The organism is Nesterenkonia xinjiangensis, from assembly GCF_013410745.1.
Taxonomy (GTDB): Bacteria; Actinomycetota; Actinomycetes; order Actinomycetales; family Micrococcaceae; genus Nesterenkonia; species Nesterenkonia xinjiangensis.
On record NZ_JACCFY010000001.1, the window covers coordinates 3,209,432 to 3,227,405 of the forward strand.

The 17,974-nt window shown below is 67.7% G+C and carries 17 protein-coding genes; 14 read left to right on the plus strand and 3 right to left on the minus strand.

Going from position 1 to position 17,974, the window contains the following annotated elements; genetic code table 11:
• Positions 1-74 precede the first annotated feature (74 nt).
• The 4 genes from era to HNR09_RS14400 all read left to right on the plus strand — a co-directional run bounded on the left by era (position 75) and on the right by HNR09_RS14400 (position 4,700).
• Positions 75-1,049: a GTPase Era gene (gene era / locus HNR09_RS14385; RefSeq protein WP_179542660.1), complete on the plus strand. Its 975-nt coding sequence runs from the start codon at positions 75-77 to the stop codon at positions 1,047-1,049.
• Between the two features lie 283 nt (positions 1,050-1,332).
• Entirely contained in the window at positions 1,333-3,075 is a 1,743-nt protein-coding gene (gene leuA / locus HNR09_RS14390) for a 2-isopropylmalate synthase (RefSeq protein WP_179542661.1), read from the plus strand.
• Between the two features lie 9 nt (positions 3,076-3,084).
• A complete protein-coding gene (recO, locus tag HNR09_RS14395; protein WP_179542662.1) occupies positions 3,085-3,825 on the plus strand; it encodes a DNA repair protein RecO in 741 nt (246 codons plus the stop codon).
• The gene (locus HNR09_RS14400; protein ID WP_179542663.1) at positions 3,825-4,700 is read left to right on the plus strand and encodes an isoprenyl transferase; all 876 of its coding nucleotides are present in this window, start codon (positions 3,825-3,827) and stop codon (positions 4,698-4,700) included. Before recO ends, HNR09_RS14400 begins: the two co-directional genes overlap by 1 nt.
• Here the strand turns inward: HNR09_RS14400 and HNR09_RS14405 are convergent.
• Entirely contained in the window at positions 4,604-5,809 is a 1,206-nt protein-coding gene (locus HNR09_RS14405) for an alpha/beta hydrolase (protein WP_246348865.1), read from the minus strand. The two genes, HNR09_RS14400 and HNR09_RS14405, sit on opposite strands and share 97 nt — an antisense overlap.
• On the opposite strand from HNR09_RS14405, the gene HNR09_RS14410 reads away from it, so the two are divergent.
• Positions 5,808-7,010: a quinone-dependent dihydroorotate dehydrogenase gene (locus HNR09_RS14410; protein WP_179542664.1), complete on the plus strand. Its 1,203-nt coding sequence runs from the start codon at positions 5,808-5,810 to the stop codon at positions 7,008-7,010. The two genes, HNR09_RS14405 and HNR09_RS14410, sit on opposite strands and share 2 nt — an antisense overlap.
• On the opposite strand, the gene HNR09_RS14415 is transcribed toward HNR09_RS14410, so the two are convergent.
• Positions 6,937-7,548, minus strand: a complete 612-nt coding sequence (locus tag HNR09_RS14415; protein WP_179542665.1) for a DUF3043 domain-containing protein — start codon at positions 7,546-7,548, stop codon at positions 6,937-6,939. The genes HNR09_RS14410 and HNR09_RS14415 overlap by 74 nt on opposite strands.
• A gap of 106 nt (positions 7,549-7,654) precedes the next feature.
• Between HNR09_RS14415 and HNR09_RS14420 the strand changes: the two genes are divergently transcribed.
• The 5 genes from HNR09_RS14420 to def all read left to right on the plus strand — a co-directional run bounded on the left by HNR09_RS14420 (position 7,655) and on the right by def (position 12,208).
• On the plus strand, positions 7,655-8,077 hold the full coding sequence (locus HNR09_RS14420; protein ID WP_179542666.1) for a HesB/IscA family protein: 423 nt from the start codon (positions 7,655-7,657) through the stop codon (positions 8,075-8,077).
• A gap of 386 nt (positions 8,078-8,463) precedes the next feature.
• Positions 8,464-9,333, plus strand: a complete 870-nt coding sequence (gene ctaC / locus HNR09_RS14425) for an aa3-type cytochrome oxidase subunit II (protein WP_179542667.1) — start codon at positions 8,464-8,466, stop codon at positions 9,331-9,333.
• 2 nt (positions 9,334-9,335) lie between these two features.
• The gene (ctaD, locus tag HNR09_RS14430; RefSeq protein ID WP_179542668.1) at positions 9,336-11,060 is read left to right on the plus strand and encodes an aa3-type cytochrome oxidase subunit I; all 1,725 of its coding nucleotides are present in this window, start codon (positions 9,336-9,338) and stop codon (positions 11,058-11,060) included.
• Complete coding sequence (locus tag HNR09_RS14435) at positions 11,060-11,461, plus strand: cytochrome c oxidase subunit 4 (RefSeq protein ID WP_179542669.1); 402 nt, start codon at positions 11,060-11,062, stop codon at positions 11,459-11,461. Before ctaD ends, HNR09_RS14435 begins: the two co-directional genes overlap by 1 nt.
• A 156-nt stretch (positions 11,462-11,617) precedes the next feature.
• Complete coding sequence (def, locus tag HNR09_RS14440) at positions 11,618-12,208, plus strand: peptide deformylase (RefSeq protein ID WP_179542670.1); 591 nt, start codon at positions 11,618-11,620, stop codon at positions 12,206-12,208.
• Positions 12,209-12,259: 51 nt separating this feature from the next.
• Here def and trpD read toward each other — a convergent pair whose 3' ends face one another.
• Complete coding sequence (gene trpD, locus HNR09_RS14445) at positions 12,260-13,312, minus strand: anthranilate phosphoribosyltransferase (protein ID WP_179542671.1); 1,053 nt, start codon at positions 13,310-13,312, stop codon at positions 12,260-12,262.
• Between the two features lie 194 nt (positions 13,313-13,506).
• On the opposite strand from trpD, the gene ctaE reads away from it, so the two are divergent.
• The 4 genes from ctaE (at position 13,507) to qcrB (ending at position 17,939) form a co-directional block, all read left to right on the plus strand.
• The gene (ctaE, locus tag HNR09_RS14450) at positions 13,507-14,154 is read left to right on the plus strand and encodes an aa3-type cytochrome oxidase subunit III (RefSeq protein WP_322479185.1); all 648 of its coding nucleotides are present in this window, start codon (positions 13,507-13,509) and stop codon (positions 14,152-14,154) included.
• Positions 14,155-14,259: 105 nt separating this feature from the next.
• Positions 14,260-15,057: a cytochrome bc1 complex diheme cytochrome c subunit gene (gene qcrC / locus HNR09_RS14455; protein ID WP_179542673.1), complete on the plus strand. Its 798-nt coding sequence runs from the start codon at positions 14,260-14,262 to the stop codon at positions 15,055-15,057.
• A gap of 78 nt (positions 15,058-15,135) precedes the next feature.
• Positions 15,136-16,218 carry a cytochrome bc1 complex Rieske iron-sulfur subunit gene (qcrA, locus tag HNR09_RS14460; RefSeq protein ID WP_179542674.1) on the plus strand — a complete coding sequence of 361 codons (1,083 nt, stop codon included), beginning with the start codon at positions 15,136-15,138 and terminating at the stop codon, positions 16,216-16,218.
• Positions 16,215-17,939 carry a cytochrome bc1 complex cytochrome b subunit gene (gene qcrB / locus HNR09_RS14465; RefSeq protein WP_179542675.1) on the plus strand — a complete coding sequence of 575 codons (1,725 nt, stop codon included), beginning with the start codon at positions 16,215-16,217 and terminating at the stop codon, positions 17,937-17,939. The genes qcrA and qcrB overlap by 4 nt, the downstream gene beginning before the upstream one ends.
• The last annotated feature ends 35 nt before the right edge of the window (positions 17,940-17,974 follow it).

Sequence of the window (17,974 nt, forward strand, 5' to 3'; positions counted from 1 at the left end):
CAGGAGTACCCGCCACGACGGCGGCGCGCGACGCACCAGGACCAGGACCACAGGATCGACCGGCAGGAGCAGCGGTGAGCAAGGACGCAGAGATCACCTTCGCAGAGCACGACGAGAATTTCCGCGCTGGGTTCGCCAGCTTCGTGGGGCGGCCCAATGCGGGGAAGTCCACGCTGACCAACGCACTGGTCGGCGCGAAGGTGGCGATCACCTCCTCGAAGCCGCAGACCACTCGGCACACGATCCGCGGCATCGTGCACCGGTCCGACGCGCAGCTGGTGCTCGTCGACACCCCGGGCCTGCACCGGCCGCGCACTCTGCTCGGGCAGCGGCTCAACGACCTGGTCGTCGACACGCTCTCCGAAGTGGACGTCGTCGGCTTCTGCCTGCCTGCCGACCAGAAGATCGGCCCGGGAGACCGGTTCATCGCGGGGCAGCTCACGAAGCTGCCGCACAAGCCGGTCGTCGCTCTGGTCACCAAGACCGACACCGTGCCGCGGGACTCTCTGGCCGAGCAGCTGATGGCCGTGGACCAGCTCGGCCGTGAGCATCTGGCGGGGGAGGGGAAGCAGGCTGACGGCTTCGCCGCGATCATCCCGGTCTCGGCCGTCGCGGGCGAGCAGACTGATGTGGTGGCGGACGAGCTGGTGTCCATGATGCCGCTGTCCCCGCCGCTGTATCCGGAGGGTGAGCTGACGGATGAGCCGGAGGCCGTGATGGTCGCCGAGCTGGTGCGTGAGGCGGCCCTCGAGGACGTCCGCGACGAGCTGCCGCATTCGATCGCGGTGGTCGTCGACGAGATGATCCCGCGTGAAGGGCGTCCGGAGGGTCGGCCGCTGCTCGACGTGCACGTCAGCATCCATGTGGAGCGTGACTCCCAGAAGGCCATCATCATCGGCCGCGCGGGGTCCCGGCTGCGCGCCATCGGCACGGCGGCCCGCGAGGGGATCTCGAAGCTGCTGGGCACCCCGGTCTACCTGGACCTCCACGTCAAAGTCACCAAGGACTGGCAGCGCGATGCGAAGAAGCTGGGTCGGCTGGGCTTCTGACCAGGGCCTCCGCGGGGGCGTCGTCCACAGTGTGGAACGTTCCGAGACGGTCCTGGGCAGGTCTGGGCCGACGTGCTAGCGTGAGTGATGTGCAGAACATGGCCACCGCCCCGCGTCTACGTCAGCTTCTCCGCCGCAGCGGGGACCAGCTGGCGCGCGTGCAGCACATCATCCACGGCGCAGCATCCTGACAAGCCGAACCTCGTTGCGGAGTCTCCACCCCCGGTCCTGCTGACCGGCGTCTCGGCTTGATGCCCGCACTCTCACGACCCAAGGATGAACGATGCGCACTCTGCAGCAGCCCTCCCCGATGCCCTACCACCGGTACCTGCCCTTCCAGGAGCAGATCACCGTCTCCCTGCCTGACCGCACCTGGCCGGACCAGGTGATCGAGTCCCCGCCGCGCTGGTGCGCCGTGGACCTGCGGGACGGCAACCAGGCGCTGATCGACCCGATGTCCCCCGAGCGCAAGCACCGGATGTTCGACCTGCTGGTCTCCATGGGCTACAAGGAGATCGAGGTCGGGTTCCCCGCGGCCTCCCAGACGGACTTCGACTTCGTCCGACAGCTGATCACCCAGGACCGTATTCCTGAGGACGTCTACATCCAGGTCCTCACTCAGGCGCGCGAGCATCTCATCGAACGCACCTTCGAGGCCATCGAGGGGGCTCCGCGGGCGATCGTCCACCTCTACAACTCCACCTCGGTGCTGCAGCGGGAGGTCGTCTTCCGCCAGGACAAGGACGGCATCGTCGACATCGCCACCCAGGGGGCACGACTCTGTCGCAAGTACGAAGAGCAGATGCGCTCCGCCACCGAGGTCGTCTACCAGTACTCCCCGGAGTCCTTCACCGGCACGGAGCTGGAGTTCGCCGCGCACATCTCCGACGAGGTCGTCGACGTCTTCGGCGCGACCCCGGAGAAGAAGGTCATCGTGAACCTGCCCGCCACCGTGGAGATGGCGACCCCCAACGTCTATGCGGACTCCATCGAGTGGATGCACCGCAATCTGCGCCACCGCGACTCGATCATCCTCTCGCTGCATCCCCACAACGACCGCGGCACCGGCGTCGCGGCCGCCGAGCTGGGATACATGGCCGGCGCAGACCGCATCGAGGGCTGCCTCTTCGGCAACGGTGAGCGCACCGGCAATGTCGACCTGATCACCCTGGGCATGAACCTGTTCAGCCAGGGGGTGGACCCGCAGATCGACTTCCGTGACATGGACCACATCCGACGCACCGTGGAACATTGCAACCAGATGCCCGTGCCGGAGCGTTCTCCCTACGGCGGCGACCTGGTCTTCACAGCCTTCTCCGGCTCACATCAGGACGCGATCAAGAAGGGCTTCGACCACATCGAGCGGCGCGCCGCCGAGCAGGACCGCGAGGTCTCCGACATCACCTGGGCCGTGCCGTATCTGCCGATCGACCCCAAGGACATCGGCCGCAGCTATGAAGCGGTCATCCGGGTGAACTCACAGTCCGGCAAGGGCGGCGTCGCCTATCTGCTGAAGTCCGAGCATGGGATCGAGCTGCCGCGCCGGGCGCAGGTGGAGTTCTCCCAGGTCATCCAGCGACGTGCCGAGGACGGCGGCGGCGAGGTCTCCGGCGAGGAGATCTGGCAGATCTTCCAGGACGAGTACCTGCCCGTGGACGGCGACTCCCGGCGCTGGGGCCACTATCGCTTCGGGGAGGTGCGCACCTCGTCCACCGCGGAGGGCTCGTTCTCGATGGACCTCGAGCTGCAGACCAACGGGTCGATGGTGGAGCACCACGCCGAGGCCAACGGGCCGGTGGCCGGACTGGTCGACATCCTCTCCCGCGACGGCGTCGACGTCCGAGTCCTGGACTACACCGAGCACGCGATGAGCCAGGGCGGCGACGCGCAGGCCGTCGCCTTCGTGGAGTGCGCCATCGGGGAGCGTGTGCTGTGGGGCGTGGGCATCGACCACAACACCACCGCGGCATCCCTCCAGGCCGTCGTCTCGGCAGTGAACCGGGCGATCCGCGACACGGAGTCGTAGACTCGATCTGTGGCCGGATCGACCTTCGCCTCGCGCAGCTATCGCGACACCGCACTGGTCCTCCGCACCCGGGACCTGGGTGAGGCGGACCGCATCATCACGATGCTGACCGCCTCCCACGGCCTGGTCCGGGGGGTGGCCAAAGGGGTGCGCCGGACCTCCTCGAAGTTCGGCGCCACCGTGGAGCCCTTCATGGTCGCCGATGTGCAGCTCGTCCACGGCCGCAGCCTGGACATCGTCACCCAGGCGATCTCCCAGGGCTCCTACGGAGCCATGATCGTCGCTGACTATGACAAGTACACCGCCGCGAACATCATGGCGGAGGCCGCCGAGCGGCTCACCGAGTCGGAGGGGCTGGACAGCCGACCCCAGTTCCGTCTCCTGCACGGTGCCCTCTCGGCGCTGGCCCGCGGTGTCCATGAGCCGGACCTGGTGCTCAACTCGTATCTGCTGCGTGCACTGAGCACCGCCGGCTGGGCGGTGACCTGGACGTCCTGTGTGGCGTGCGGCCGGCCCGGCCCCCAGCCCGGGTTCCATGCTGCGCTCGGCGGTCCGGTGTGCGACGACTGCCGTCCTCCGGGGACCCGCCAGATCACGGCGGGGACCGCGGACCTCTTGCACGCCCTGCAGCAGGGCTCCTGGCAGGTCGCGCGATCCGCCGACCGGCAGGCGCGTCACGAGGCCGGCGGCGTGGTCACCAGCTACGTCCAGCACCACCTCGAGCGCAGGCTCAGCTCGCTCGGGAGATAATGGAGCCCATGGCATCACAGCGCAGCGCACACCGGCGCCCGTACTCCGACCCCTGGCCCCACCGTGACGGCGCCCGGCCGCCGCTCCTGCCCGAGGAGCTGGTCCCGCGCCACGTGGCCGTCGTCATGGACGGCAACGGGCGCTGGGCCAACCAGCGTGGACTGCCCCGCACCGAAGGACACCGCGCGGGCGAGGGCTCACTGATGGAGGTGATGGCCGGAGCGATCGAGGCCGGCGTCGACCATGTCTCCGTCTACGGGTTCTCCACGGAGAACTGGAAGCGTTCCCCCGAAGAGGTGCGCTTCATCATGAGCTACTCCCGGGACGTGCTGCGCCGCCAGCGGGACGTGCTGCACGACTGGGGCGTGAGGATCCGCTGGAACGGCCGACGTCCGAAGCTGTGGAACTCGGTGATCCGCGAGCTGGAGGCCGCGGAGGAGATGACCCGTGACAATGACCGCTGCACCCTCACCATGTGCGTCAACTATGGCGGGCGTGCGGAGATCACCGACGCGGTGAGGCGCATCGCGCAGAAGGCGGCCGCGGGCGAGCTGAACCCCGCGCGCATCCGGGAGTCGACGATCGCCGCCCACCTCGATGAGCCGGACCTGCCCGACGTCGACCTGTTCCTGCGCAGCTCGGGGGAGCAGCGGCTCTCCAACTTCCTGCTCTGGCAGTCCGCCTACGCGGAGATGGTCTTTCTCGACGTGCTCTGGCCCGATGTGGACCGCACCACCCTGTGGCATGCCCTCGAGCTCTACGCCCAGCGTGATCGGCGCTACGGCGCCGCCGTGGACCGGGTGTCCCGCTCGGCCCGTTCGGCCGGCTCCGCCGGGGCGGCGGACTCTGCCGGGACCTCGGTCTCCGGTCCGTAGGCGCGCAGCCAGCGCAGCACCTCTCCGAACGCCTGCCGACGGACCGGCTCGGGCGAGGCGAAGACATCGTGCATCGCGCGGCGCAGCCGGACGACGGTGACCCGGCTTCCCAGCTTCACCGCGCGGCGGGCGAGCAGCTCGACGTCGAGCACCGTGTCGGACTCCAGGAGCTGCTCATTCCACTGTCTGCTGTAGACGGTCTGTGTGGAGAGCAGGACCAGCACGGGGATCTCCAGGGACAGCCCCTCATGGACCTGTCGGTGCCCGGCGAGGACCGCGCGCAGCCAGCCCGCCGACATCCGGAAGGACTTCCGCGGCCGCCAGAGCGGATGCAGCGTCCACTCACCCTGGGCCTGGTCCGAGAGCGACTGCCAGTAGTTGTCCACTCGCGGGACCCGCAGCGGGCGGCGCGGGTTGAGGTGGCTCAGCGGCGCGAGAAGGCCCTCCACCGCGGTCCGGGCGGCGGCATCCCCGGGAAGTTCCAGCCACGGGCTGTTCAGCACCAGGGCCGAGGCCTCACCTGGGTGCCGGTGCGCCCACAGCGCGGCGACCAGCCCTCCGGTGGAGTGCCCGTGGATCACCGGTGCCGGAGCTCGGGGATGCTCCTGGCGCATCACGGCGAGCGCCGCCTCGAGGTCCGCGTCATACTCGACGAGATCGTCGATGTACCCGGGGGTCTGCCAGGCGCGCAGGCTCCTGCCGTATCTGCGCAGGTCCAGCGCGTAGAAGGGGCGGCCCTGAGCCGCGAAGGCCTCGGCCAGCGGACGGTTGTAGAAGTAGTCGGACCAGCCGTGCAGGTGCAGCACCGGGGCGCGCGGGACCCCGTCGAAGCGGGCGGCATGGTCGGAGTCGAGCCCCGGCACGGAACCGTCCTCACCGTCGTGGCGCACCAGGGTCGCACTGATCGGCCCCTCCTCGTCCTCGCCCAGCGGCAGCGTGCGTCGCACGCAGCCGGGGAGCACATCGGGGACCCACTGACCTGCGGGGGAGTCCTCGAGCAGCTCCTGCTGCGGGACTGTCGGGGTGATGTCGGTGTGCGCCATGGATCCATAGTAGGGAGTCGTCGACGCCGCGGCCATCGAGGCACCGGCGGCATAGGATGGCATCATGCGACGTGATCCCCTCCCGGGCGCCGGACCGGCCGCCGAGACCCGCCCAGATGCCCTCTACTCCGCCGTGTTCCGTGGGGTGCTCTCCCGGATGGACCCGGAGGACGCCCACCACCTGGCCGTGCGGGGGCTGCGCGCCGCCCACGCGCTGGGGATCACCCGGGTGCTGGAACGGATGACTCGCCCGGATCCGTCGCTGGCTCGTGAGGTGCTGGGGCACCGCTGGCCCTCTCCCTTCGGACTCGCCGCCGGCTTCGACAAGGGCGCGATCGCGGTGCTGCCGCTCGCCGCGCTGGGCTTCGGGCATGTGGAGATCGGCACGGTCACGGCCCAGGCTCAGCCGGGCAGTCCGCGGCCGCGGATGTTCCGGCTGGTGAAGGACCGTGCCCTGATCAACCGGATGGGCTTCAACAACGACGGCGCCGAGGAGGTGCGGCACCGGCTGGACGAGACGCGTCGCCGCATCGAGGACCTCAAAGCCGCCGGTCGCCATGCGCCGGTGGTCGGGGTGAACATCGGCAAGACCAAGGTCACGCCGCTGGACGACGCCGTGGAGGACTACCTGATCTCCACCCGCAGGCTCGCGCCGGTGGCGGACTACCTGGTGGTCAACGTGTCCTCGCCGAACACCCCGGGGCTGCGCCAGCTCCAGGACATCGAGGCTCTGCGGCCGCTGCTCGAGGCGGTGGCCCGGGAGGCGGACTCAGTGGCGCGTCGGCACGTCCCGCTGCTGGTCAAGATCGCTCCGGACCTGGCGGACGACGACGTCGACGCTGTCGCCGATCTGGTGGCGGACCTCAGGCTGGACGGAGTGATCGCCACGAACACGACCATCTCGCGGGACGGGCTGCAGACCCCGGTCTCCGTGGTGGAGGCCGCCGGGGCCGGCGGGCTCAGCGGCCCGGTGCTCGCCGAGCGGGCGGTCGCCGTGCTGAGCCGGCTGCGCGCCCGCCTGCCGGAGCAGACCGTGGTGATCTCCGTCGGAGGAGTGGTGAGCGCCGCCGACGTCGCTGAGCGACTCCGGTCGGGAGCCGATCTCGTCCAGGGCTACAGCGCCTTCATCTACCAGGGGCCCTTCTGGGTCCGGGGGATCAACCGCGGCCTGGCCGCGATGGCGCCGGACCGGCTCAGGAGGGGAACTCGCCGCGGCCGACCAGGGGCTTCGGCAGCCGCAGACGGCGGATCTGCAGGGCACGCATGATGGCGTAGAAGCGGATGCCCTTCTCCTTCTCGCCGAAGCGCTCCTCGATCTTGCGGCGCACGCTCCTGGCGACCCACCAGCACTCGACGAGGACGACGAGCACCAGCAGCCAGAGGAACTGGCTCATCACGATGCGCAGCTGCTCCGGGACGGCCAGGGAGATGAAGAGGAACAGGAGGACGACGATGAGCATCCACTCGCCCACGCCGGTGCGGGCGTCGATCCAGTCCCGCACGAAACGGCGTTGGGGGCCGCGGTCACGCACCGGCAGGTAGCGCTCGTCGCCGGTCTCCATGGCGATGCGCTGCTTCTCCCTCAGCTGGCGAGTACGCTCACGCTGCGTCTGGCGGGCGACCTTCCGGTCGTTCGGCACCAGGGGCCGCCGGCGTGCGGCGACCTGGTCCTTCCGCCTCGGCGTGGGCTGGCCCTTGGGCTGCGGGGGGCGCCTCTCCTCCGCCTCGCGTGCCTCCTGCTCGGCACGTTCGGCATCACGACGGGCGACCTCGGCCTCTTCCTGCTTCTTCTTTCGTCCTAGCACCGCACCAGTCTACCGGGAATGATCAGGAACACCTCCGGCGTTGATACGGTGAAGAGCAAGAGACCGACCCAGCCCGACACTCGTCGAGATCGGAAGAGGTGCACGGATGAGCACTCCCACCCAGGACACAGCGCAGGACACAGCACAGGACCCGGTCCAGGAGACCGTCCAGGAGACCCCGGGCACTGTGGAGGGGCACAAGCCGCACCAGGTCGCACTGACCGAGAGTGCGGCCCAGAAGGTGGCCTCGCTGCTCGAGCAGGAAGGTCGCCAGGACCTGCGGCTGCGCGTGGCCGTGCAGCCGGGCGGCTGCTCGGGCCTGATCTACCAGCTCTACTTCGACGAGCGCCTGCTCGACGGTGACGCGCTGCGTGAGTTCAGCGGCGTCCAGGTCGTCGTCGACAAGATGAGCGTCCCGTATCTGGAGGGCGCGTCCATCGACTTCGAGGACTCCATCTCCAAGCAGGGCTTCACGATCGACAACCCCAATGCCGGAGGATCCTGCGCCTGCGGAGACTCCTTCCACTGAGCTCACGACGGTCCCCGGATTCGTCATATTCATGACACGATCCGTCACCTGATCCGAGTCCCGGCCCCGGCGCCGGGACTCCGTGACGAGAACTCCGCCTGCGCCGCGTTTCTACGCGGTGTAGAAGCGGAGTTTTCGTGCATCTGACCTGATCACCTCACCCCTCTCGGCGGCCTCGCCACAGCCCCCGGGGCTGCCTTCCTGCACTCGTGGCCGTGTCATAGCCGCCGGGTGCGGGGAGCGAACTACTACAGTTGGTAGTAATCTTGTCGTCGAAGCGTCCAAGGCCGTCCAGCGGTGCTCGTCCACGCGTGACCAGCAGCTCTGCGGGCGGCCCCATAACGTGCCGATCGCATTCGCACACCGAGGAAGAGGAAGGGCCGTCTGTGAGTTCGCAGAAACGAACCGGCAGCCGAGGCCAGCGCGCCGTCAAGGGGATGGCGCTGGCCAGCGCGGCGGCACTGGTGCTGACGGGCTGTTCGGAGCAGGTCCAGCGTGGCTGGCTCCCCGGCAGTCGTGAGACCACCAGCAACACTGCTGAATTGACCGACCTGTGGGTCAACTCCTGGATCGCGGCTCTGGCCGTCGGCCTGCTGACCTGGGGTCTCATGCTCTGGTGCATGGTGGCCTACCGGCGTCGCAAGGGGGAGACGGGATACCCGCGCCAGCTGGCGTACAACATCCCGCTCGAGATCATGTACACCATCGTGCCGCTGGTCATGGTGGGGGTCCTGTTCTTCTACACCGATCAGGTGCAGCGCTCCGTGGACGAGGCCCATGCAGACCCGGACCTCGTCGTCGACGTCCGCGGCAAGCAGTGGGCCTGGGACTTCAACTACAGCTATGACGGCGACGAGCGCTACTTCGCCGGCACGCAGGCCCACCTCACCGGTGAGGAGGGCGTGCGCGAGCAGCTCCCCACCCTGTACCTGCCGGTCGACCAGTCAGTGACGTTCGAGCTGAACTCGCGTGATGTGATCCACTCGTTCTGGATCCCCGCGTTCCTGCAGAAGCGTGACATGATCCCGGGCCGCACCACCGAGATCCACCTGACTCCGCAGGAGGAGGGCAGCTTCGACGGCAAGTGCGCCGAGCTCTGCGGCGAGTACCACTCTGAGATGCTGTTCACCGTGGAGGTCGTCTCCGAGCAGGAGTTCCGCGACTACCTCGAGACCCTGCCCGAGGGTCACCTGGGTGACGAGTACGACCGGAACATCAATCTTCACGACGACGTGACTGCGACCGAAGGGGACTGATCGTGGCGACCTACGAATACACCGCTGACGAACGCGCGGTAGAGTCGCGCGTCGTGCCCCGGTCCAAGGGCCGGATCGTCGTGAACTGGCTGACGACCACCGATCACAAGACGATCGGGTACATGTACCTGATCGCCTCGTTCCTGTTCTTCTGCATCGGCGGCGTGATGGCGCTGATCATCCGCGCCGAGCTCTTCGAGCCGGGCATGCAGTTCCTGCAGACCAAGGAGCAGTACAACCAGCTGTTCACCATGCACGGCACGGTGATGCTGCTGATGTTCGCGACTCCGCTGTTCGCGGGCTTCGCCAATGTCATCATGCCGCTGCAGATCGGTGCTCCGGACGTCGCGTTCCCGCGGCTCAACGCTCTGGCGTTCTGGTTCTTCCTCTTCGGCTCGCTGATCGCCGTCTCCGGCTTCCTCACCCCGCAGGGTGCCGCCTCCTTCGGCTGGTTCGCCTATGCGCCGCTCTCCGACACCACCTATTCGCCGGGGGTCGGGGGAGACCTGTGGGTGTTCGGCCTGGCGCTGTCCGGCTTCGGCACCATCATGGGTGGCGTCAACTTCATCACCACGATCATCTGCATGCGTGCTCCCGGCATGACCATGTGGCGCATGCCGATCTTCACCTGGAACACGCTGATCACGGCGATCCTGATCCTGATGGCGTTCCCGCCGCTGGCGGCCGCGTTGTTCGGCCTGGGCCTGGACCGTCGCTTCGGCGGCCACATCTTCGATCCGGAGTCCGGCGGCGCCATCCTGTGGCAGCACCTGTTCTGGTTCTTCGGGCATCCCGAGGTCTACATCATCGCCCTGCCGTTCTTCGGCATCATCTCGGAGATCCTGCCGGTGTTCAGCCGCAAACCGATCTTCGGGTACAAGGGGCTGGTCTACGCGACGATCGCGATCGCCGCCCTGTCGGTGACCGTGTGGGCGCACCACATGTATGTCACCGGCGCGGTCATGCTGCCGTTCTTCGCCCTGATGACCATGCTCATCGCGGTCCCCACGGGAGTGAAGTTCTTCAACTGGATCGGCACGATGTGGCGGGGCTCGATCACCTTCGAGACACCCATGCTGTGGAGCCTGGGCTTCCTGGTCACGTTCCTGTTCGGCGGCCTGACCGGCATCATCCTGGCCTCCCCGCCGCTGGACTTCCACCTCTCCGACACCTATTTCGTGGTGGCGCACTTCCACTACGTGGTCTTCGGCACCGTGGTCTTCGCGATGTTCGCCGGCTTCTACTTCTGGTGGCCGAAGTGGACCGGCAAGATGCTCAACGAACGTCTGGGCAAGATCAACTTCTGGATGCTGTTCGTCGGCTTCCACGGCACGTTCATGATCCAGCACTGGCTGGGCGTGATGGGCATGCCGCGGCGTTATGCCGACTACATGGTCGAGGATGGGTTCACCGCGATGAATCAGTTCTCCACGGTCTTCTCGATGATCCTCGGCGCCTCCCTGATCCCGTTCTTCTGGAACGTCTGGATCACTCACCGCAAGGGCAAAAAGGTCCTGGTCGACGACCCGTGGGGCTTCGGAGGCTCCTTGGAGTGGGCGACGTCGTGCCCGCCGCCGCGGCACAACTTCTACTCCCTGCCGCGCATCCGTTCGGAGCGTCCGGCACTGGACCTGCACCACCCGGAGCTCTCCGACAGGCACAGCCTGCACACTCCGGCGGGCAAGGTCTTCGGCCCCGCTGACCAGAAGGACAAGGCAGGTATCTGATGAAGACGAATTCCGGACTGTTCGGCCTCCTGGGCGTCTTCGTCCTTCTCGTGGCTTTCATCTATGGGTTCGTCACGGGCTTCGAGGAGCTGGCCGGCTTCCCGCTGCTGCTGCTCACCGCCGGGCTGGGCTTCATGCTGTGGTTCTACCTGCGGCTGACCGCCAAGCACTCGGAGGTCATGGACTCGGACAACCCTGAGGGTGAGATCCACCAGCAGGCGGGGAACTACGGGGAGTTCGCTCCCTGGAGCTGGTGGCCCCTGGGCCTCGGCTTCTCCAGCGCCTTCGTGTTCTTCGGCATGGCCTATGACTGGTGGGTCGTGTTCATCGGCGCCATCCCGGCGATCTTCTTCGTCACGGGCTGGGTGCTGGAGTACAACCGCAAGCGCTACGCCCACTGAGCGCCCTTCTGCCGGGCTCGCAGCCTGGCAGGGGAGCTCCGTGTCGTTCCCACCCACGACGACGCCCGCCGGCGGCTCTGCCCCGGCGGGCGTCGTCATGGGCGGACCGCCCGTCGTCGGGCGTCCCTGAGGATCACCATCGAGAGGACCGAGCCCATGACCATCCGCCCCATCACCATCCACGGTGAGCCGGTGCTGCACCGACGGGCCGCAGAGGTCGAGACCATCGACGGCGAGATCCGTCAGCTGGTCGAGGACATGTATCAGACCATGGACGCCGCCCACGGGGTAGGCCTGGCGGCGCCTCAGATCGGCGTGGGGCTGCGCATCTTCACCTACGCGTATCCGGACTCCGGGGCGGCGCCGCCCCGGGGAGTGCTGATCAACCCCGCGCTGCGGCTCATCGGCAAGGTCTCCAGGAACCCCCCGGACCCTGACGAGGAGACGGAGGGCTGCCTGTCGGTGCCGGGCTACGGCTTCCCACTCACCCGCAGCGGCCATGTGGAGGTGTCCGGGCTCGACCTCGACGGCACGGTGCGGCGATTCGAGGCCACCGGGTGGTTCGCGCGCATCATGCAGCACGAATACGACCACCTCGACGGCTACCTCTACGTCAATCGTCTGGACCAGAAGTGGACGCGGCGCTGGAAGAAGGCGATGAAGAAGGAGGGCTGGACGGAGCCGGGAAACACCTGGATGCCCGGGGTGGACACCGACCCGTTCGGCCACGACGACACCGAGGACTGAGCGGCCCTCGCCGGGCGGCCGTCGCGGTGCTGCGGCGCCGGGAGGCAGCCCTCAGGCGTGGCTGAAGTCGACCCAGCGCTGCAGCACCGCGGCGGCCGCCCCGGAGTCGATCGACTCCTCGGCACGTGCCCTCTGGGCGTGCAGCCGCTCCAGCAGGTCACCCTCGGCAGAGTCGTCGACGGCGGCGAGCCCCGCGGCCGCGTTGATCAGCACCGCCTCACGGACCGGCCCGGGCTCTCCCTCGAGCACCTGCTGGACGATCGCAGCGTTGTCCGTGCCGCTGCCGCCGCGCAGGGAGTCGACGTCAACCTGGCTGGTCCCGAGGTCGCTGGGGGAGAACTCGTGGTGGCGGACCTCGCCGTCGCGGACCTCCCAGAGGTCGGTGGAGGCAGAGGTGGTGATCTTGTCCCGCCCGTCCTGGCCACGGAAGACCAGGCCGCGCGTGCCTCGTGCGGCCAGCACCTGGGCCATCTTCGGGGCGAGGCCGCGGTGCGCGCAGCCCAGGGCCTGTGCATCGACCCGTGCGGGGTTGGAGAGCGGACCCAGGAAGTTGAAGATGGTGCGGACTCCCAGCTGGCGACGCGTCGGGGCCACGAAACGCATCGACGGGTGGAACCCCTGAGCGAAGAGGAATGTGATGCCGACCTCCGTGGCGGCGCGCGCCACCCGTTCGGCAGGCAGCGTCAGGTCCACGCCGAGGGCCTCGATGACGTCGGCGGCGCCGGCGGTGGTGGAGGCGCCCCGGTTGCCGTGCTTGACCACCCGCGCGCCGGCCCCGACGGCGACCAGCGAGGACATCGTGGAGATGTTCACAGTGCCGAGCCGATCTCCTCCGGTGCCGACGATGTCCAGCGTGGGGCCCGGGATGGAGATCTCCACGGCCTTGGACATCATCGTCGCCGACAGCCCCACCAGCTCGTCGGCGGTCTCACCCTTGGCGCGCAGGGCGATCAGGAACCCGGCCACCTCGGCATCGGTCAGCTCGCCGCTCATGAGCCGGTCCATGGCCCAGGCGGAGGTCCCCGAGGTGAGGTCTTCACCGGCGAGCAGAGCGTCCAGCAGGTGCGGCCAGGTGGGCGGTGGGGAGGTGGCTGAGTCGGTCACCGGACCAGGATATCCCGGCGCCCGACACGCCGTTTCTCTACATTTCGTAGAAATTTCTGACACATTCCCACCGGTGCTGACCTTGGTACTTCCTGGGAATGACGGGGGATCGCCGGTCTGACAAGGAACTTGGGGACGCGCCACGCACCCCTCGCCGATGGCGGACGGGCAGCGATTCAGGCAATAATGTCCTCGTGACGTCTGCAACCCAAGCCCCCAACGCTCCGGCGCGCACGCTGCCGAACCGCCCGAACATGGTGTCCGTGGGCACCATGGTCTGGCTGACCAGCGAGCTCATGTTCTTCGCCGGCCTGTTCGCGATGTTCTTCACCCTGCGCTCGACGCAGCCCGAGATGTGGGCGGAGTACAGCTCGCGACTCGACATCACCCTGGCCACGATCATCACCGTGATCCTGGTGGCGAGCTCCGTGACGGCGCAGTTCGGAGTCTTCGCCGCCGAGCGTCACCAGCCCCGCCGCACCGGTTCACTGATGAACATCAAGAACTGGGGCATGGTCGAGTGGTACATCCTCTCGTTCCTCATGGGCGCGATCTTCATCGCCGGCCAGACCTTCGAGTTCGCGGAGCTCGTCTCCCACGGCGTGGCGGTCCAGACCAACGCCTTCGGGTCGGCCTTCTACATCACGACCGGCTTCCACGGCCTCCACGTCATCGGCGGGCTCATCGCCTTCCTCTACGTGATCGCCCGGGCCTACTTCAGCGTGAAGTTCACGCACAAGGAGGCCAGTGCCGCCGTCGTGATCTCGTACTACTGGCACTTCGTCGACGTCGTCTGGATCGCGCTCTTCGGCGTCGTCTACCTCCTGCCACTCTTCGTCTGACCGGTGGCCCCCGTCGGCCGGCTGGACGCTGAACATCCCACCCACCCATCACTCGGCCCGCAGGACCGCACGCGGGCCCCGCACCGAGAAGTTAGGAACCGGCACGTGAAGGCACTCTCACAGAAGCGCCGCCACCCCTTCGCTGGAGTGGCACTGCTCCTCCTGGGCCTCCTGATCACAGGGGGGCTGTATGCCGCTGCCACCACCATCAACCAGGCACAGGCCAGCAACGAGGCCGACGGGTACTCGGCCAGCGACGTCGACGAGGGAGAGCGCCTCTTCGTCGCGAACTGCGCGACCTGCCACGGGATCAACGCCGAGGGGACCGACGCCGGACCCTCGCTGATCGGTGTCGGTGCGGCCTCCGTGGACTTCCAGGTCGGCACCGGACGCATGCCGATGCAGATGCAGGGTCCGCAGGCCCAGGTGAAGCCGCAGCAGTTCAATGACGAGCAGACCATGCAGCTGTCGGCCTATGTGGCCTCGCTGGGCGCGGGCCCGGCCGTGCCTGCGGAGGAGCACACTGACGCGGACCAGGGTGACCCGGCCCGCGGCGGCGAGCTGTTCCGCATCAACTGTGCCATGTGCCACAACGCCGCGGCCGCCGGCGGCGCGCTGACTGAGGGCAAGTACGCGCCGTCGCTGCACGGCGTCGAGGAGCGCCACATCTACGAGGCCATGCAGACCGGCCCGCAGAACATGCCGGTCTTCAACGACGCCAACATCCCCCCGGAGGACAAGCGTGACATCATCGCCTTCCTGAAGACCTACGACTCCCAGGGCACTCCCGGCGGCTTCGCGCTCGGCTTCCTGGGTCCGGTCTCCGAAGGTCTGTTCATCTGGACCGGCGGGTTGGCAGTGCTCATCGCCTCGATGGTCTGGCTCACCTCGCGCTCCTCCTGAGTCGCCGGCCGCGGTGAGCCGCAGACACCGCACACACGCACCCACCACGCAAGCACTCAAGCAAAGGACGAGAACCATATGGGCGAGCACGGTCACGGCGACCCGCATGAGTCGGGGGCCGTCATCACTGCCGGTGACGGGGAGTCGGGCAAGTACGCCATCGACAACCCCGGTCTGCCGCCGCACCGCCCGCGGGTGGCAGATGAGGACCCGAAGGCCGCGAAGCGCTCCGAGCGCCAGGTCGCCACGCTGTTCCTCATCTCGATCATCGGCACCGTGATCTTTTTCATCGGCTACTTCGCCGTGGAGCTCAGCGAGGACCTCCACGCCCTGCGCCTGCAGAACACGCTGCTGGGCCTCGGCGTCGGGTTCGCGATGCTGGGCCTCGGCCTGGGCGTGGTCCACTGGGCCAAGACCCTGATGCCGGACCATGAGCTGGTCGAGGCCCGCAAGCCGCTGCGCACGGAGGAGCACCGTCAGGAGGCGGAGCAGATCATCGACGAGGTGCTCGACGAATCGGGCATCAAGCGCCGTCCGCTGATCCGCAACACGCTCATCGGTGCCGCCGTGCTGGCCCCGCTGCCGTTCATCCTGACGCTGCGCGACCTGGACCGCTCTGAGGACTTCGGCATGGACCGGATGCGCCACTCCCTGTGGGAGGAGGGCGTCCGCCTGGTCCGCGACCCCACCGGCACCCCGATCCGCGCCGCGGACATCACCGTGGGCTCGGCCATGCACGTGATCCCGGAGAACCTGCGTGAGGTCTCCGGCCACGCAGACCGTCTCTCGGAGAAGGCCAAGTCCGTGGTGCTGGTCGTGCGGATGAACCCCGACGAGATCCAGCAGGTGACCCCGGGCCGAGAGGACTGGACCCACGACGGCATCATCGCCTGCTCCAAGGTCTGCACCCATGTCGGCTGCCCGGTGGCGCTCTATGAGCGGCACACGCACCACCTGCTCTGCCCCTGCCACCAGTCGACCTTCGACGCCGCGCAGGAGTTCAAAGTGGTCTTCGGCCCCGCCGGCCGCCCGCTGCCGCAGCTGCCCATCGCCGTGGACGAGGAGGGTTTCCTCATCGCTCGCAGCGACTTCACTGAGCCTGTCGGCCCGACCTACTGGGAGCGTGGCTCCACTGACCCCGAGGGTGATTACAACGCATGAGCGCCTCCAACGAGACCTACACCGAGGACCAGTACCTCGAGACTGAGAAGTACCAGCCCGCCACGTCGACCGGCCGTATCGCCAACTACGTGGACCAGCGAGTCGGCGGCTCCGGCATGGTCCGTGAGTTCGGGCGGAAGATCTTCCCGGACCACTGGACCTTCATGTTCGGCGAGGTGGCCCTCTACAGCTTCGTCATCCTCATCCTCTCGGGGACGTTCCTGACCTTCTGGTTCGACCCGTCGATGGCCAGCACCCGCTATGACGGCTCCTATGCGCCCCTGCAGGGCCTGGAGATGTCCACGGCCTACGCGACAGCTCTGGAGCTGTCCTTCGACGTGCGCGGCGGCCTCTTCATGCGTCAGCTGCACCACTGGGCGGCGCTGCTCTTCGTGATGGCGATGTCGATCCACATGCTCCGTGTCTTCTTCACCGGAGCCTTCCGGAAGCCGCGCGAGCTCAACTGGGTCGTCGGCTGCGCGCTGCTGATCATGGGCCTGGGTGCCGGCTTCACCGGCTACTCGCTGCCGGACGAGGTGCTCTCCGGCAACGGCCTGCGCATCATCGACGGCATCCTGAAGGCCCTGCCCGTGGTCGGGACATACATGTCCTTCTTCCTCTTCGGCGGAGAGTTCCCCGGCGGCGAGGTCATCCCGCGGCTCTATGTCATGCACATCATGGTCATCCCGGCACTGATCCTGGTGCTGATCGCGGTCCACCTGTTCATGGTGGTCACGCACAAGCACACCCAGTACCCCGGCCCGGGCCGCACCGAGCGCAACGTGGTCGGCTACCCGGTCGGTCCGGTGTATGCGGCCAAGGCCGGCGGCTTCTTCTTCATCGTCTTCGGGATACTCGCGGTCATCTCCGGCACCTTCCAGATCAACGCGCTGTGGAACTACGGCCCCTACGACCCCTCGCCGGTCCAGGCCGGGGCCCAGCCCGACTGGTACATCGGTCCGTTCGAGGGCGTGCTGCGACTGATGCCCGGCTTCCTGGGCAACATTCCGCTCGAATTCGTCATCCCCACTCCCTGGGGTGGGAACTCCGTGGCGACTCCGGTGCTCATACCGCTGATCCCTGTGGGCATCATGTTCCTGGTGATGTTCATCTGGCCGTGGGTCGAGTCCTGGATCACCGGGGACAAGAAGGAGCACCACATCCTGGACCGTCCGCGCAACGCTCCGACGCGCACCGCGGTCGGCGTCGCCAGCGTGACGTTCTACTGCATCATGTGGGGCATGGGGTCCAACGACCTCATCGCCACGCACTTCCACCTCTCGCTCAACGACATCACCTACTGGTCGCGAGTGCTGATCTTCGTGGGCCCGATCATCGCGTTCATGCTCACGAAGCGGATCTGCCTGTCTCTGCAGCGCAAGGACCGGGAGACGGTGCTCCATGGTCATGAGGCCGGTGTGATCGAGATGCTGCCGCACGGGGAGTTCCGTGAGAAGCACACCCGCCCGTCCGACTACGAGCTGTACACGCTGGTGGCCTATGAGGCTCCGGCCCCCTCGGGCCCGCAGCCGAACGCCAAGGGCCGGATCACCCGCATCGAGAAGTTCCGGGCGAAGCTCAATCAGTGGTTCTACGAGGACCGTGTCGAGCCGGTCAGTCGCGAGGAGTACCTCGAGGCCCTGGAGCACGATCACCACGGCGACGGCCACCAGGGTGGTCTCGAAGCCACGGATCGGCACACGATCGAGGCCAGGCACTGAGCATGAGCCGGGCCATCGGCTGAGCAGCTCCGGCT